12 protein-coding genes and 1 pseudogene are annotated in these 13,644 nt (G+C 68.5%); 3 read left to right on the forward strand and 10 right to left on the reverse strand.

The features are described 5' to 3' along the window. Window positions 1-33 precede the first annotated feature (33 nt). The 7 genes and pseudogenes from AAHA49_RS09210 to AAHA49_RS09240 all read right to left on the reverse strand — a co-directional run bounded on the left by AAHA49_RS09210 (window position 34) and on the right by AAHA49_RS09240 (window position 9,179). Window positions 34-468 carry a hypothetical protein gene (locus tag AAHA49_RS09210; RefSeq protein WP_342038046.1) on the reverse strand — a complete coding sequence of 145 codons (435 nt, stop codon included), beginning with the start codon at window positions 466-468 and terminating at the stop codon, window positions 34-36. A 485-nt stretch (window positions 469-953) separates the two neighbouring features. After that, window positions 954-2,327, reverse strand: a complete 1,374-nt coding sequence (gene nrfD / locus AAHA49_RS09215; protein ID WP_342038047.1) for an NrfD/PsrC family molybdoenzyme membrane anchor subunit — start codon at window positions 2,325-2,327, stop codon at window positions 954-956. Further along, window positions 2,324-3,448, reverse strand: coding sequence for a 4Fe-4S dicluster domain-containing protein (locus AAHA49_RS09220; RefSeq protein WP_342038048.1), 1,125 nt, complete (start codon window positions 3,446-3,448; stop codon window positions 2,324-2,326). Before AAHA49_RS09220 ends, nrfD begins: the two co-directional genes overlap by 4 nt. Before the next feature lie 464 nt (window positions 3,449-3,912). Next, window positions 3,913-7,077: pseudogene (gene fdnG, locus AAHA49_RS09225) on the reverse strand (formate dehydrogenase-N subunit alpha); the annotation flags it as partial. Window positions 7,078-7,124: 47 nt separating this feature from the next. Next, window positions 7,125-7,925: a class I SAM-dependent methyltransferase gene (locus tag AAHA49_RS09230; protein ID WP_342038049.1), complete on the reverse strand. Its 801-nt coding sequence runs from the start codon at window positions 7,923-7,925 to the stop codon at window positions 7,125-7,127. After that, window positions 7,922-8,317 (reverse strand): thioredoxin, encoded by a 396-nt coding sequence (gene trxA / locus AAHA49_RS09235; protein ID WP_342038050.1) that lies wholly within the window; start codon window positions 8,315-8,317, stop codon window positions 7,922-7,924. The genes AAHA49_RS09230 and trxA overlap by 4 nt, the downstream gene beginning before the upstream one ends. Before the next feature lie 112 nt (window positions 8,318-8,429). Beyond that, entirely contained in the window at window positions 8,430-9,179 is a 750-nt protein-coding gene (locus AAHA49_RS09240) for an ABC transporter permease (RefSeq protein ID WP_342038051.1), read from the reverse strand. Window positions 9,180-9,557: 378 nt separating this feature from the next. On the opposite strand from AAHA49_RS09240, the gene AAHA49_RS09245 reads away from it, so the two are divergent. The 3 genes from AAHA49_RS09245 to AAHA49_RS09255 all read left to right on the forward strand — a co-directional run bounded on the left by AAHA49_RS09245 (window position 9,558) and on the right by AAHA49_RS09255 (window position 11,498). After that, entirely contained in the window at window positions 9,558-9,761 is a 204-nt protein-coding gene (locus tag AAHA49_RS09245) for a cold-shock protein (RefSeq protein ID WP_009376805.1), read from the forward strand. 229 nt (window positions 9,762-9,990) lie between these two features. Beyond that, the gene (locus AAHA49_RS09250; RefSeq protein ID WP_342038052.1) at window positions 9,991-10,770 is read left to right on the forward strand and encodes a DeoR/GlpR family DNA-binding transcription regulator; all 780 of its coding nucleotides are present in this window, start codon (window positions 9,991-9,993) and stop codon (window positions 10,768-10,770) included. Between the two features lie 113 nt (window positions 10,771-10,883). Continuing rightward, entirely contained in the window at window positions 10,884-11,498 is a 615-nt protein-coding gene (locus AAHA49_RS09255) for an HAD family hydrolase (protein ID WP_342038053.1), read from the forward strand. Between the two features lie 24 nt (window positions 11,499-11,522). Here the strand turns inward: AAHA49_RS09255 and AAHA49_RS09260 are convergent, their stop codons facing one another. The 3 genes from AAHA49_RS09260 to AAHA49_RS09270 form a co-directional block, all read right to left on the reverse strand. Next, window positions 11,523-11,921 (reverse strand): acyl-CoA thioesterase, encoded by a 399-nt coding sequence (locus tag AAHA49_RS09260; protein ID WP_342038087.1) that lies wholly within the window; start codon window positions 11,919-11,921, stop codon window positions 11,523-11,525. Window positions 11,922-12,103: 182 nt separating this feature from the next. Then, on the reverse strand, window positions 12,104-12,895 hold the full coding sequence (locus AAHA49_RS09265; protein ID WP_342038054.1) for an SDR family NAD(P)-dependent oxidoreductase: 792 nt from the start codon (window positions 12,893-12,895) through the stop codon (window positions 12,104-12,106). Further along, window positions 12,892-13,620, reverse strand: coding sequence for a type 1 glutamine amidotransferase domain-containing protein (locus AAHA49_RS09270; protein ID WP_342038055.1), 729 nt, complete (start codon window positions 13,618-13,620; stop codon window positions 12,892-12,894). Before AAHA49_RS09270 ends, AAHA49_RS09265 begins: the two co-directional genes overlap by 4 nt. Window positions 13,621-13,644: the final 24 nt, after the last annotated feature.

Genomic DNA, 13,644 nt, shown 5'->3' on the forward strand with positions numbered 1-13,644 from the left:
TCCAGGATTCGCAGGCCGAAGCGACCGGCCGGCTCAGTTCGCCGGCGTGCCCTTCCGAAGCAGTTGCACGCACGAGGCGCCGAAGGACACGGCTGCCGCGGCTCCAGCAATCACGATGCCGCACACGAGAGAGAAGAAGCCCCACTCGCTCGACGCATCGAACGATGAGCCGAACGACGCATCGATGAACAGCGGCAACACTAACAATAAGGAGACCGCGACCCACGCGCTGATGCAGGTCACCGTCGCGAGGACCGAGGCACCTGAAACCGATGCCCAGATGCGCGCGCATGCCGTTGCCGAGACGAAGAGTGCGGCGAAGATCAGGGAATAGACGGCCCACCAGCTCAGCGTGGCAGGTGTGAACTCGGAGAAGTCGGTGATGCGCTGTCCAAGCACACCGACGATGACGAAGCACACCAGCGCCGCCCCCGTTCCGGCCGACACAAGCCCCCATTCTCGTCTCATCCCCGACTCACCTTCACCTGTCGCTGTCGTTTGCCCCCGCGTGGCCCACCGGAGGGACCGAGAACGCCTGCCGAAGACGACCACTCTACCGCCTCCTCGGCGAATAGGGCCGTCCGTCGGCGCGCCGCCGATCGTCGGATTGCCGTCGACGGTCGGGGTGCTTCCGACCGCTCAGCCCGCAGCCCTCATGCTCAGCGGCATGAACCACCCGTAGACGGGTGGTGTGTCGAGCTCGAGGTGGTGCGTGCGAAGTGAACTGTAGGACGTGCAGCCACACCGAGGATTACGCGCCACGGGTGAGGCGTGCTCGTGCAGATCGTGTGAGCCGTGGAGCGTGAGTGAGGCGCACACGCCGAGTGACGGGCGGGGCTTCGCCGCCTTCCACGCCCACGAATCCTGGACGCTGAGTGTCGATCTCGGACTCCAGAATCGGCACTCAGCGTCCAGGATTCACGAGCCGAAGCGACCCGCGACCGGCCGCTCCCCTACCAGCCGGTGGTGATCGAGTCGTCGGTGATGCCCTGGGCGCGGCGTTCGGCGAGGCGAGCGCGCTGGGGTTCGATGACGTGGCGCGGGTCCTTGGTCGACTCGATGCCGGCCTCGAGGACGCCGAAGCGCGTGTACGCCGAGGCGGCGGCCAGTGCCGTACCGCTGACCACGGACAGCGTCCGCAGCACAGCCCGCGTCTTCCAGCTCCGACCGACCTTGTTCGCAGCCATCGTCGAAGCGCCCGAAGCTGCGAGTCCCGCGGCCCCCGACGCGGCTGCACCCTTGGCGGCATTCGACGAGGTGAGACCCGCGACTCCGGAGACGAGACTCGACGCCAGTCCGGACGCCGCTCCCTTGGCCGCACCGAGCGCTTTGTCCCCGGCTCGTGAACCGAGCTTCTTCGCGAACACCCGGGCACCCACCTCGACGACGGCGGCGCCGATGGCCCCCGCGATGAGGAGCTTCTCGGCCCGGTGGAGCTTGTGTCCCGGCTCGCCGTCCTCCATGGGCTCGACCTCGACGGGATGCATGCGCTTCTTCATCCGCGACATCGCATACATGTCCCCGGCCGATCCCATGAGCGCGAGCAGCCGCGCCGGCTCGGCCTCCCGCACCGGCGAGAGCGCCATCGCCGCACCCCCGGCAGCCAGCGACGCCGAGGACACGAACACAAACGGCAGACCGTTGCGTCCGGCGGCGTTCCATGTCGGCACCGCGGTGTCGCCGAGGAGGACCGCCGTGTACGCGGCCAGCGGGGTCGCGAACAGCGCCGACTCGAGGGCCGCAGGCAGTTCGAGGGCGTGGAGGAGCTTCCGGAACGGGCCGAGTGGGATGAGCTTCTCCCTGGTCAGCCGGTCGACTTCGATGACGGAGGTGATGCCTGCCCCGACGCCGAAGCCCGAGAGGATCCACGTGCCGAGGCTCATCGGTGAGCTCAGCTTGACCACGCGCATCATGTTGATGAAGCGCTCGGGACGGCCGAGGTCCTTGACGAGCGCGGCACCGCCGACGGCGGTCGCGGTGATCGCCGTCAACCGCGTCGCCGCCCTCATCCCGGGACGGTCGGTCAGCTGCGAGCCGAGCCCGAGCAGCGTCGACCCGCCGGCGAGCCCGCCGAGGAAGAGGTAGAGCGAGATCTCATGACCCCATGGCGGCGGCTTGACGATCGGGCGACCGTAGTAGGAGGTGAACTCGACGTCCTCGACCATCGGCATCTCGCGGCCGCCGTCGGCGCCCCGGTTCTGCCAGCCGCCGGCGCCCCCGCGACCAGAGCCCGGACCGCCGGCGCCCCCGCGACCGCCTCGGCGACGCTTCTTCCGGCCGCCTTCGGGCTCAGGGGGACGGTAGGAATCGTATTCGGATGTGCTCATGAACGACGGCTCCCGAGGAAAGACAGGCCCGCCGCGGCGATCATGCCGAGCGCGGCGAAGCCGGCGGTGGCGAACATCGCGGGCAGGTCCTTCGTCGCGACGCGCGGGTCCGGCGGCAGGCCGTAGACCTCGGGTTCGTCGAGGAGGAGGAAGACCGAACCGGTTCCGCCCACGCCGTCCTTGGGGTTCGCTCCGTAGAGGCGGGCCTCGGTGAGGCCCTTCGCGTGGAGTTGGGCGACGCGTTCGTGCGCTTGGGCGACCATGTCCTCGCGGTCGCCGAACTTGATCGACGTCGTCGGGCAGGTCTGCGCGCACGCCGGGGTCTGCCCCTCGACGAGGCGGTCGTAGCAGAGCGTGCACTTGTTCGCCGTGTGCATGTTCGGCACATCGGCGGTGTCGAGCGGGTACTCCTCGCCGCCGCGGTCCGTGGGCGGGCGGATCGTGCCGTCATCACGGCGTTCGATGACGCCGAAGGGGCACCCGGCCACGCACGTGCCGCAGCCGTTGCAGACATCGGCCTGGACGACGACCGTGTCGAACTCCGTGCGGAAGAGCGCGCCCGTGGGGCACACGTCGAGGCAGCCGGCATGTGTGCAGTGCTTGCACACGTCCGAGGACATCAGCCAGCGGAAGTCCGCGGTGTCCGGCGGGGTCGTGTCGACGCCGTCGAAGTCGACCGGGTCGAGGGCACCGGGGGCGAGGAGGTCGACGTCGAGCTGCGGCGTCGACGGCAGACCGGCAGCACCCGCGCCTCCCGCCGCACCCGGGCGAACCGCCTGCGGCCCGGACGTCTCATCCGTGCGGGGACGCACCGAGGGCATGCCGAGGCTGACGAGCTTGCGTCCGGACTCCCGGGCGGCTTCGATCTGCTCCTTGCCCTGCTCGATGAAGGCGACGTGGCGCCACGTGTTCGCCCCGAGCTCCCCGGTGTTGTCGTACGACATCCCGAGGATCTCGAAGTTGCCGTCCTGCGGGTTGTGGTTCCATTCCTTGCACGCGACCTCGCAGGCCTTGCAGCCGATGCAGATCGAGGTGTCGGTGAAGAATCCCTTGCGGTGATGCGTCGAGTCGTGCCAGTGGCCGTCCGCGACGGTGCCGCCATCCAGCGTCGGTGCCGCCATCAGTCGTCCTCCTCCTTCTCCTCAGCGCGCTCATCGTCGCGTCTGCGGACTCGCTTCTCGTACTCCCAGGCGTTCGCCGGCTGGTCGGGGTCCGGCGGCTGGTAGGGCCTGCCCTCGGCGTCGTAGCCGAAGTCGGGGTCCCCGTCGGTCGGGTCGCCGTCGACGGCGAAGGTCGCCTCGGCGCGCTTCTTCGGCCGATCGTCCGTGCTGCCCGCCTGGGATTCGGAGCCGCCGACGGCATCGGGGCTGCCGGCAGACGCCGACGTCTCTTTGTCCGAGCCGCCGGTGGCATCGCCCTGCCCCTTCGCCGAGGCGGGACCGGAGCCTGCGCTCTCGTCCGCCCCGTACGTGCGGGCGGGGGCGACGCCGACGGCGGAGTCGCCTCCGCGTTCGTTGTGTCCGCCCGTGGATGCCGGGGATCCGGCGGCGGCCGCCTCGTCGACGACCTCCGGGGGAACGGTGACGAGCTCGTTGCCCGATTCGGGGCTCAGCCCGGCCTCGCGCTGGAACTTCTCGACGAAGTCGACGAGTTCGGGTCCGCGCGGCCGCCTGCCCGCCATCGCGGTACCGGCGACGTACTTGCCGTTCTGGATGAACACGTTCGGATCCATCGTCACGCCGAGGAGGTCGTTGGCCGAATCTCCGTCGACCCACGCCCCGTCGCCGCCGACACCCCAGTGGTAGGGCAGGCCGATCTGGTGGACCCATCGGCCGCCGATCCGCAGCGGGGTCATCCGCTCCGTGATGAGCACGCGGGCCTCGATCGCCGCGCGCGGGGAGACGAGGGTCGCCCACCCGTAGGGTTCGAGGCCGAGCTCCTCGGCCAGCTGCGGGGAGACCTCGCAGAACATCTCCGGCTGGAGTTCGGAGAGGTAGGACAGCCACCTCGACATGCCGCCGGCCGTGTGGTGTTCGGTGAGCCGGTAGGTCGTGAACACGTACGGGTAGACCTCGGAGCCGGGGAAGCCGGCACCGGGCGCGGAGAGGTTGTCCTCACGGCGCATCACCTTGCGCAGCGGGTTGTTCTGCTGCAGGTAGAGCGGGTTGTCGACCGTCGACTCCTGCGGTTCGTAGTGCGTGGGCAGGGGCCCGTCGACCATGCCGCTGGGGGCGAAGAGCCAGCCTTTGCCGTCGGCCTGCATGATGAACGGGTCATCGCCGTCGAGCTGGCTGGGACCGCCGAAGGGCACATCCGAGTGCGCCGACGGCGGCAGGTCGACAGGGAAGTCGGGAACGTCGGGTCCGACCCAGCGGCCTGCGTCCTCGTCCCACGACATGAGCCGCTTCCGCTCCGACCACGGCTTGCCCTCGGGGTCGGCCGAGGCGCGGTTGTAGAGGATCCTGCGGTTCGCCGGCCACGCCCACGCCCATTCGAGGGCCATCTCGTCCTGTTCGGTGCGCGGTTTGCGCCGGGCGGCCATATTCACCCCGCCGGCGTAGATGCCCGCGTAGATCCAGCAGCCGCCGGCGGTCGTGCCGTCGTCGGTCATCTGGTTGAAGTTCTCCAGCGGCTGGCCGTCGCGCTCACCGCCGATGAAGTACCCGTTGATCTCCTTGAGCACGGCTTCGGGGTCGACCTCGCCGTCCTCGTCGAGCGGGTAGTCCCAGGTGAGGTCGAGCAGCGGACGGTCCCGCGGGTCCTCGGAGCCGGCCAGCTTCTCCCGCACCCGCTTGCCGAGTTCGAAGAAGAACTCGAGTTCGCTCTGCGCATCGCCCGGCGGATTGACGGCTTTGTGCCGCCATTGGACGAGCCGCTGGGTCTGGGTGAAGGTGCCGGCCTTCTCCGTGTGGTTGGCCGCGGGCAGGAAGAACATCTCGGTCTCGATGTCCTCGGTCCTCAGCTCGCCGGTGGCGATCTCCGGGCCGTCCTTCCACCACGTGGCGGATTCGATGAGGCTGAAGTCGCGGACGACCATCCACTTGAGGTGGCTCATCGCCATGCGCTGCATGCGGCCGTTCGCCGATCCCACGGCCGGGTTCTGGCCGAGGATGAAGTAGCCGTCGACGCCGTCGTTGAGCATCCGCACCTGGGTCTGATAGGTGCCGTGGGCGCCGTTGATCCGGGGCAGGTAGTCGTAGGCGAAGTTGTTCTCCGGCGTCGCCGCATCACCCCACCAGGCCTTGAGCAGGTTGGTCGCATAGCTGCGGCCGTTGGCCCAATAGCCTTTGTGAGTCTCCGGGGTGCCGACGGCGGCGACGTAGTCGTCGAACGTGTCATGGACGCCGGCGCTGGGCATCGGCAGGTAGCCGGGCAGGAGGTTGAACAGCGTCGGAATGTCCGTCGACCCCTGGATCGTCGCGTGTCCGCGCAGCGCCATGATGCCACCGCCCGGGCGGCCCATGTTGCCCAGCAGGAGCTGGAGGATCGAGGCGGTGCGGATGAACTGCGCCCCGAGGGAGTGCTGCGTCCAGCCGACCGCGTACGCGAAGCACGTCGTCCGCTCGCGGCCCGAGTTCTCGGTGATCGAGGACAGCAGGTACTCGAAGTCGGACTCCGAGATGCCGCAGTTCTCCGCGACCATCTCGGGCGTGTACCGCGAGTAGTGGCGCGCGAGGATCTGGAAGACGCTGCGCGGGTCCTTAAGCGTCGGGTCCCGCCGGGCGACACCCGCCTCGTCCGTCTGGTAGGCCCAGGAGGAGTTGTCGTACGAGTTCGTCTCCGGGTCGTAGCCGGAGAAGAGTCCGTCGAGGTCCTCGGGGTCGAGGTAGTTGTCGCTGATGAGGTTCGTCGCGTTCGTGTACGAACGCACGTACTCCTCGAAGTAGAGTCCATCGGCGATGACCCGGTTGATGAGCGCGCCGAGCAGGACGATGTCCGAGCCCGCCCGGATCGGGACGTGCTTGTCGGCAACCGCCGTGGTCCGGGTGAAGCGCGGGTCGACGTGGATGACCCGGGCGCCCCTGGCCTTGGCCTCAGTCACCCACTGGAAGCCCACCGGGTGGCATTCGGCCATGTTGGAGCCCTGGATGACGATGCAGTCGGCGTTCGCCATGTCCTGCACCGGCTGGGTGGCGCCGCCGCGCCCGAACGAGGTTCCCAGACTGGGAACCGTGGCGGAGTGTCATATGCGGGCCTGGTTCTCGATCTGTATCGCCCCTGCCGCGGTGAAGAGCTTCTTCGCGAAGTAGTTCTCCTCGTTGTCGATGGTCGCCCCGCCGAGGCTGGCGATGCCCATCGTGCGACGCAGGGGATGGCCCTTGTCGTCGAAGTCCTCCCAGTGGTTGCGGCGGGCTTCGATGAAGCGGTCGGCGATCATGTCGATCGCCGTGCTCAGGTCGAGTCTCTGCCAGTCCGTGGCCTTCGGGGCACGGTAGAGGACCTCGGTCTGTCGTGAGGGGTTGTTGACGAGCTGTTCGCTCGCCGAGCCCTTCGGGCACAGCCGCCCGCGCGAGATCGGCGAATCCGGGTCGCCTTCGATGCCGACGACCTTGTCGTCCTTGACGAAGACCCGCTGACCGCAGCCGACCGCGCAGTACGGACACACCGACTGCACGACCTTGTCAGCCGTCGTCGTCCGCGGCACCGTGTTGCGTGTCTGCTCCGACACCACGGACTCACCGCGTCCGGACGGATCGGACGAACGGAACTGCCGGAGTACCGGCCACTCGAGGAAGCTGAACCGAGCCATGGCGTCATCCTACCCCCGTGCCCTCTACGGCGTGTAGTGAAGAATGCCTAAACTTTCCTTGCCACAAGGAGGCCGTCCTCGAGGTCGACCGGAGTCCCGTCGGGGCCGGTGACCGACCGGGTGCGGGTCTCGCCGAGGTTGAGCTCCCATACGCCTGTTCCGCCGGCTTCCAGCAGGGCGAAGTCCGCTTCAGGGGTGCTGAAGTCGAAGCCGTCGTGGCTGTGCCCGCCGTCGTGGGAACAGTCGTCTGCCTCGTGCTCGTGAGCGTCTGTGCCGGCGTGTCCGTGGCCTGCCGCCCAGGGTGGGACTCCGGCGTGGGAGATGAGCACGAGGCGTCCGCCAGGGGCGACCAGTTCGCCGAGGCGGGTGAGGAGTTCGTCCCGGGTCTCGGGCAGCCGGGTGTGGAGGAAGCATCCGGTGACGAGGTCAAAGCCGCCTCGGCGGGGTCGGGAATCCTCATCTGCGTCATCTGCCCAGTCGGCGAGGTTCGCGACGGCGAAGTCGGCGCGGATGCCGGTGCGCTCGGCGGCGGTCCGGGCGCGGGCGATCGCGGTCTCGGAGAGGTCGATGCCCGTCGCCTGCCAGCCGCGTCCGGCAAGCCAGAGGACGTCGGCACCTTCGCCGCAGCCGACGTCGAGGCTGCGGCCGGGTGCGAGGTCGAACTCGGTGACGACGGCGACGAGGGCGGCGTTGGGGTTGCCCGACCACACCGCCTCGGCGCCGGAGTAGTGCTCCTCCCACTCCGCGACCGAACCGGGCACGGTCGGAGAATGGTCAGCCGCGGATCCGGACCGGGTCCACCCGGCGGGGGCGTTGTCGGCCGATGGTCCGGCCGGCCCGTCGGTCACTGTTCGGGTGTGCTCTCGGCGGCGCCGTCCCCGGCTTCGCGCTGGGCGATCTCGGCGCGCACGGAGTCCATGTCGAGGTCCTTCACGGCGGTGATGACCTGCTCGAGCTGCGGGGCGGCGAGCGCACCGGGCTGGGCGAAGACGACGATGCCGTCGCGGAAGGCGACGAGCGTGGGAATCGAGGTGATCGCGAAGAGACCGGCGAGCTGCTGCTGGGCTTCGGTGTCGATCTTGCCGAAGGCGATGTCGGGGTAGGTCTCGGAGGCCTGTTCGAAGACCGGGGCGAACTGTCGGCACGGACCGCACCAGGCGGCCCAGAAGTCGAGGAGGACGATGGAGTTGTCGTTGACGGTGGTCTCGAAGTTGTCCTGGGTGATCTCGATCGTAGACATCCGGGCAGTCTAAACCCGGATCATGAACGCTGTCTGCACGTTCTCACAGGCTTGGGAGGCGAGGTCGCATTCCGACAGGGGGCACTGCTCCCGGCACTGTTCCCAGATCTGCTCACTGCTCCGCTTCGACGGGCTTGAGGGCCACGCCGGAGGCGAACCCGGTGGCGACGACCGCCGTGATCGCCCCGGCGAGCATGATGGCTGTGAGCACGACGATCTGGAACTGGGCGGCCTCGAGCGGGGGCGCCCCGGCGAAGAGCGCGCCGACGAAGGCCCCGGGCAGGGTGACGAGGCCGGTGTTCTTCGTCTGATCGAGATTGGGCAGCAGGGCCTCGCGCACCGCGGTCTGCCGCAGTCGCCGGTTCGCCCGCCGAGGCTGCGCGCCCAAGGCCAGCCACGCTTCGACCTCTCCCCAGCCGGAGCGGAGGTCGGAGGCGAACCGGCGCATCGACAGGGTGGCCACGGTCATCGAGTTGCCGGAGACGATGCCGGCGATCGCGATGACCCGTTCGAAGCGGAGGTCGACGAGACCGAGCACGAGGACGAGTCCGATGGTCACTAGGGTGCCGATGACGACGCCGAGGACGGCTCCCAGCGGTCCGCGCGGCAGTGCTCGTGCACGGCGCAGGGAGGTCACCGAGGCGGTGGTGAGCATGAGGCCGATGAACGCGGCGACCGACCACCAGGCGTTGAGCGCCCCGGCCAGAAGCAGGGCGACGAGGGTGAGTTGGACGACGGCACGGAGGATCGCGACGACGGGCAGCCACCCGAGCCCCACCTCGGCGATTCGGAGGATGATGATCGTCAGTGCCACGAGGACGGCGATGCCGGCCAGGAAGGGGAGAACCTCGGTGATCGTCACCGTCTCAGTGTAGGACTGAGCGTGAGACTGGTTCGGTTCAGCGTCGGACCGGTGTCCATGTGAGACCAGCTGCCCCAGGGCGAAGAATTTCCCGGCCGCCCCGCCGCGCCGGCCGTGACTCTGTTAGGCTGGAGGCATCGCTACATTTCCCTCTTCTCTCTTCTCATACGCGTCGTGCACCGACGCCTCCCCCAGATCTTCGTCGGACCTGCGGTTCATTCGCGCGTCTTCCGACGGAAAACTCACACCTCATGGCCGGACGATGTGCGGCATCCGCCGACCGTTCTCCGGTCCCCTGTGTGTGAACAGCCGGATCCGTCTCGGATCCGACCATCAAGACCGCTCCGGCGGTCGCAGTTGAATAAGGATACAAAGAATATGACCACAGGTACCGTGAAATGGTTCAACGCGGAAAAGGGCTACGGATTCATTCAGCCTGACGACGGTTCGGCCGATGTCTTCACGCACTACTCCGCCATCGAATCGACCGGTTACCGCGAGCTCGTCGAGGGACAGAACGTCGAATTCGAGTCCGAGATGGGACAGAAGGGCCTCCAGGCCACGACCGTTCGCCCCCTCTGAGCTCCACGCCCAGAGACTTCATCGTCCCGGTTGACGCGCGCTGAGCGCTGACCGGGTCGCATCGATTCGCATCGGCCGGTGACAGCTTCGCTGCTGTCACCGGCCGATTCGCGTCTGCCCCCGGGTCATCACCGGGTGCGGATTCCGCACGGACCCCGTTCAGGCGGTTCGAGCGGTGCTACGCTCATGCACAGGATTCGGTATGCCATTGGAGCCCAGGAGGTGGCCGGTGCGATATGAGCGGCTCAACGCCGTCCTCGAACTCCTCGCCGAGAACGACCACATGAGCGTGAGCGAACTCGCCGACAGGCTCGCCGTGTCCGCGGCCACCGTGCGCCGCGACCTCGACCATCTCTCCGCCCAGCAGCTGCTCACCCGCACTCGCGGCGGCGCGGTGTCCTCGGGGGTCGCCGATCTGCCGATCAAGTACAAGTCCGCGCAGCATGCGAACGAGAAGGAGCGGATCGGCATGCTCAGCGCCTCGCTCGTCAAGCCGGGCATGACGGTGGGCATGAACGGCGGGACCACGGTGAGCGAGACGGCGCAGGCCATCGCGCAGCGTGCTGACCTCATCCATCACACGTACGACTCCCGCCTCACCGTCGTGACGAACGCGGTGAACATCGCCAATCTCCTCACCGTGCGCCAGCACATCAAGCTCGTCGTCGCCGGCGGGGTGGCCCGTCCCCAGTCGAACGAGCTCATCGGCCCGATCGCCTACGACGTCATCTCCCAGCTCAACCTCGACCTCGTCTTCCTCGGCGTCGACGGCATCGCCACCGGCTACGGGGCGACGACGCATGACGAAGGGGAGGCGAGCATCAACGGTGTCCTGGCCTCCCGGGCCAAGCATGTCGTCGTCGTGGCCGACAGTTCGAAGATCGGGCGGACCGCGTTCGTGCGCATCTGCCCGATCGAGGCCATCGACGTCCTCGTCACGGATGAGGACGCCGATCCCGATGCGATCGCCGAACTCACCGCGGCCGGGATCGAAGTCCTCCTCGCGTGAGTCCTCGGGCACGTGGGTGCGTGAGTGCCCGGATGTGCGGGCGCCTGGCCCGGCGACCGGGCGAGTCGGTAGCGTAGGAGACCCGAACCCCCAGACCCGCAGGCGGTGCCCACATGTCCGACGCTCCCACCACTGTCGTCTTCGATCTCGGCCAGGTCCTCATCGGCTGGGACCAGACCGGCCCCCTCTCCGATCGGATGAGCCGGGAGGAATGGAAGGAGTTCGCTCAAGCCTCCGACTTCGCCTCCCTCAACGTCTCCGCCGACAACGGGTCCACCATCGCCGAGGTGGTCGCCCGGGCCGCTGCGACCGACCCTGCGTACGGGGAGATCGTCGCCGCCTACTACGAGAACTTCCCCCGTTCCCTCACCGGACCGATCCCGGGCATGGCCGAGATCGTCGCCGAGCTCAAGGACGCAGGGGTGCGGCTGCTGGGCCTGTCGAACTGGTCGGCCGAGACGATCCACCACGCACCCGTCGTCGCCCCGGCTATCGCCGAACTCGAGGACATCGTCGTCTCCGGTCGTGAGAAGCTCATCAAACCCGATCCCGCGATCTTCGCACTCCTCCTCGATCGCTTCGGCCTCGACCCGGGCCGCACGGTGTTCGTCGACGATCTGCCGGTCAACGTGGAGGCGGCCAGGGAGCTCGGGCTCATCGGAATCGTCTTCACCGGCGCCGAGGACCTGCGGGCCGAGCTCGACCGCCTCGGCGTGATTCCCGCCTGAGCGGCACCGGCCGCGGGTCTGCGTTCACTCGTTCTCCAGCGACATCCGGTCCCGGTCGTAGGTGATCGTCGTGTAGCCGTGCGGGATGGGGGTGCCGAACTCGTCGACGCCGATGAAGACGAGCTTGTCGATGCTGAGGATGACCCTGCGGGTGATCATGTTGCGGACCTTCGCCCGCATCGTCAGCGAGGTGCGGCCGAAGTGGGTGGCGACCAGGCCCATCTCGATGATGTCGCCTTCCCGGGCAGAGGATTCGAAGTCGATCTCCGAGATGAGCTTCGTGACGACGCGGTGGTTGCCGAGTTGGACGATCGCGTAGATCGCCGCCTCCTCGTCGACCCAGCGCAGCAGGCTGCCGCCGAAGAGCGTGCCGTTGGCGTTGAGGTCCTCGGGCCGCACCCATTTGCGCGTGTAGAAGTTCATGCCGCCCGGGGTCCTCGGGCCGCCGGACGACGCCTGAGTGCTCCCAGTGGGATCCTGGCCGGTGAGTGTCGTCTCGCTCATGCGGCCAGACTAACGAGCGGATGTTTCGCGGTCTTTTCCGGAATGTGTCCGTCAGCCGAATGCGCCGGACGGCTCTCCCGCACACAGGTTCGCGGGGCCCCTCATTCGAGGGCCTTGCGCGCAGCGAAGAGAGCGAGCCTGCGCGGCATCACACCGGCGGCGGCCACCATGGCGCGGTTGGAGAAGCCGGAGATGACCGACCGCGGCTGGCGGTGGTCGAGCGCCGAGAACGCGACGGACACGACCTTCTCGGGTGTCTCGAAGTTGATGGGTTGGGAGAAGTCGCCGCCGGCGACGGCGAAGAACTCCGTCCTCGTCGGACCGGGGCTGAGCGCGAGGACGCGCAGTCCGCTCTCGCGCACCTCCTCGGCAATGGCCTCGGTGAGGGAGAGGACGTAGGCCTTCGTCGCCCCGTACGCGGCCATGCCCGGGGTCGGCTGGTAGGCCGCGGCGGAGGCGACGTTGACGAGGACGCCACGGCCGGCAGTGAGCAGCTGCGGCAGCAGCGACCGGGTGAGCTCGGTCAGCGCCACGATGTTGAGGGAGAGCATCTCGCCGAGGCGGTTCGGCTCGGTGTCGACGAAGGGCGCGGTGATGCCGAAGCCGGCGTTGTTGACGAGCGAGTCGACGGCGATGCCATGGGTCTCGAGATCGCCGAGGAGGTCCCTCACCCCGTCAGAGGAGCCGAGATCATGGGTGAACACGTTCACCGTGATGCGGTGGGTGTTCTCGAGGTCGCGGGCGAGCGCCTCGAGCCGGCCCCGGCGACGGGCGACGAGGACGAGGTTCGCTCTACGGGCGGCGAACTGTCGGGCGAACTCGGCCCCAAGGCCGGAACTCGCCCCGGTGACGAGGGCCGTGGTGCCGCGGTGGTCGAGCGGTGCGCGCCTCATCGGGCCACCCCTGCGTCCGCGGCCCGACCGTCGACGTCGGCGAGGATGCGGTCGGCAAGCGCTTCGGCGGACGCCGGATTCTGTCCCGTGTAGAGGCTGCCGTCGACGACGACGTGGGGGCGCAGCGGCACGATGCCCTTCTCATAGCGGATGCCCGCGTCCTTGACGGCGTCCTCGAGCAGCCACTTGGCCTTCCAGGCGAACGGGTTGAGTCGTTCCTCGACATTGGACAGTCCGGTCATCGTCCGTCCGGCGAAGGCGTTCGTGCCGTCCTCGTTCGTCGCGGCGAGGACGGCGACTGGGGCATGGCAGAGCAGGGCGAGCGGTCTGCCCGAGGCGAGTCTGCGCTTGAGCAGCTCTCCGGAGACCGGGTCGAAGGCGAGGTCCTCCATGGGCCCGTGGCCCCCGGGGTAGAAGACGACGTCGTAGTCGGCCTCGGCGACGGAGTCGAGGGCGACCGGGTGGTCGAGGACGTCCGCGATCGAGTCGAGGTAGTCCCGGATCTCCTGGCGCTTCTTCGGCCGGCCGCCGGCCACGCCGAGGCTGAGCTCATCGAGGGTCGGGGCGACACCGCCCGGGGTGGCCACGGTGATGTCCCATCCGGCCTCGGAGAAGACGCGGTGGGGTTCGGCGACCTCCTCGGCCCAGAAGCCGGTGGGGTGGACCGAGCCGTCTCTGAGCGTCCAGCCGGTGGCTGCGGTGATGACGAAGAGAACCGAGGTCATGGGAGAGCCTTCCGGTCAGGGCGG

Origin of the sequence: Brevibacterium ammoniilyticum, from assembly GCF_038429965.1 — a bacterium.
In the GTDB taxonomy this organism is placed as follows: Bacteria; Actinomycetota; Actinomycetes; order Actinomycetales; family Brevibacteriaceae; genus Brevibacterium; species Brevibacterium ammoniilyticum.

Bases quoted from the DNA above. Each gene is read 5' to 3' on its own strand.
- AAHA49_RS09255 (WP_342038053.1), top strand. From the start codon at position 10,884: ATGTCCGACGCTCCCACCACTGTCGTCTTCGATCTCGGCCAGGTCCTC.
- AAHA49_RS09220 (WP_342038048.1), bottom strand. From the start codon at position 3,448: ATGGCGGCACCGACGCTGGATGGCGGCACCGTCGCGGACGGCCACTGG.
- AAHA49_RS09245 (WP_009376805.1), top strand. From the start codon at position 9,558: ATGACCACAGGTACCGTGAAATGGTTCAACGCGGAAAAGGGCTACGGA.
- AAHA49_RS09265 (WP_342038054.1), bottom strand. From the start codon at position 12,895: ATGAGGCGCGCACCGCTCGACCACCGCGGCACCACGGCCCTCGTCACC.
- trxA (WP_342038050.1), bottom strand. From the start codon at position 8,317: ATGTCTACGATCGAGATCACCCAGGACAACTTCGAGACCACCGTCAAC.
- AAHA49_RS09270 (WP_342038055.1), bottom strand. From the start codon at position 13,620: ATGACCTCGGTTCTCTTCGTCATCACCGCAGCCACCGGCTGGACGCTC.
- AAHA49_RS09260 (WP_342038087.1), bottom strand. From the start codon at position 11,921: ATGAACTTCTACACGCGCAAATGGGTGCGGCCCGAGGACCTCAACGCC.
- AAHA49_RS09210 (WP_342038046.1), bottom strand. From the start codon at position 468: ATGAGACGAGAATGGGGGCTTGTGTCGGCCGGAACGGGGGCGGCGCTG.
- nrfD (WP_342038047.1), bottom strand. From the start codon at position 2,327: ATGAGCACATCCGAATACGATTCCTACCGTCCCCCTGAGCCCGAAGGC.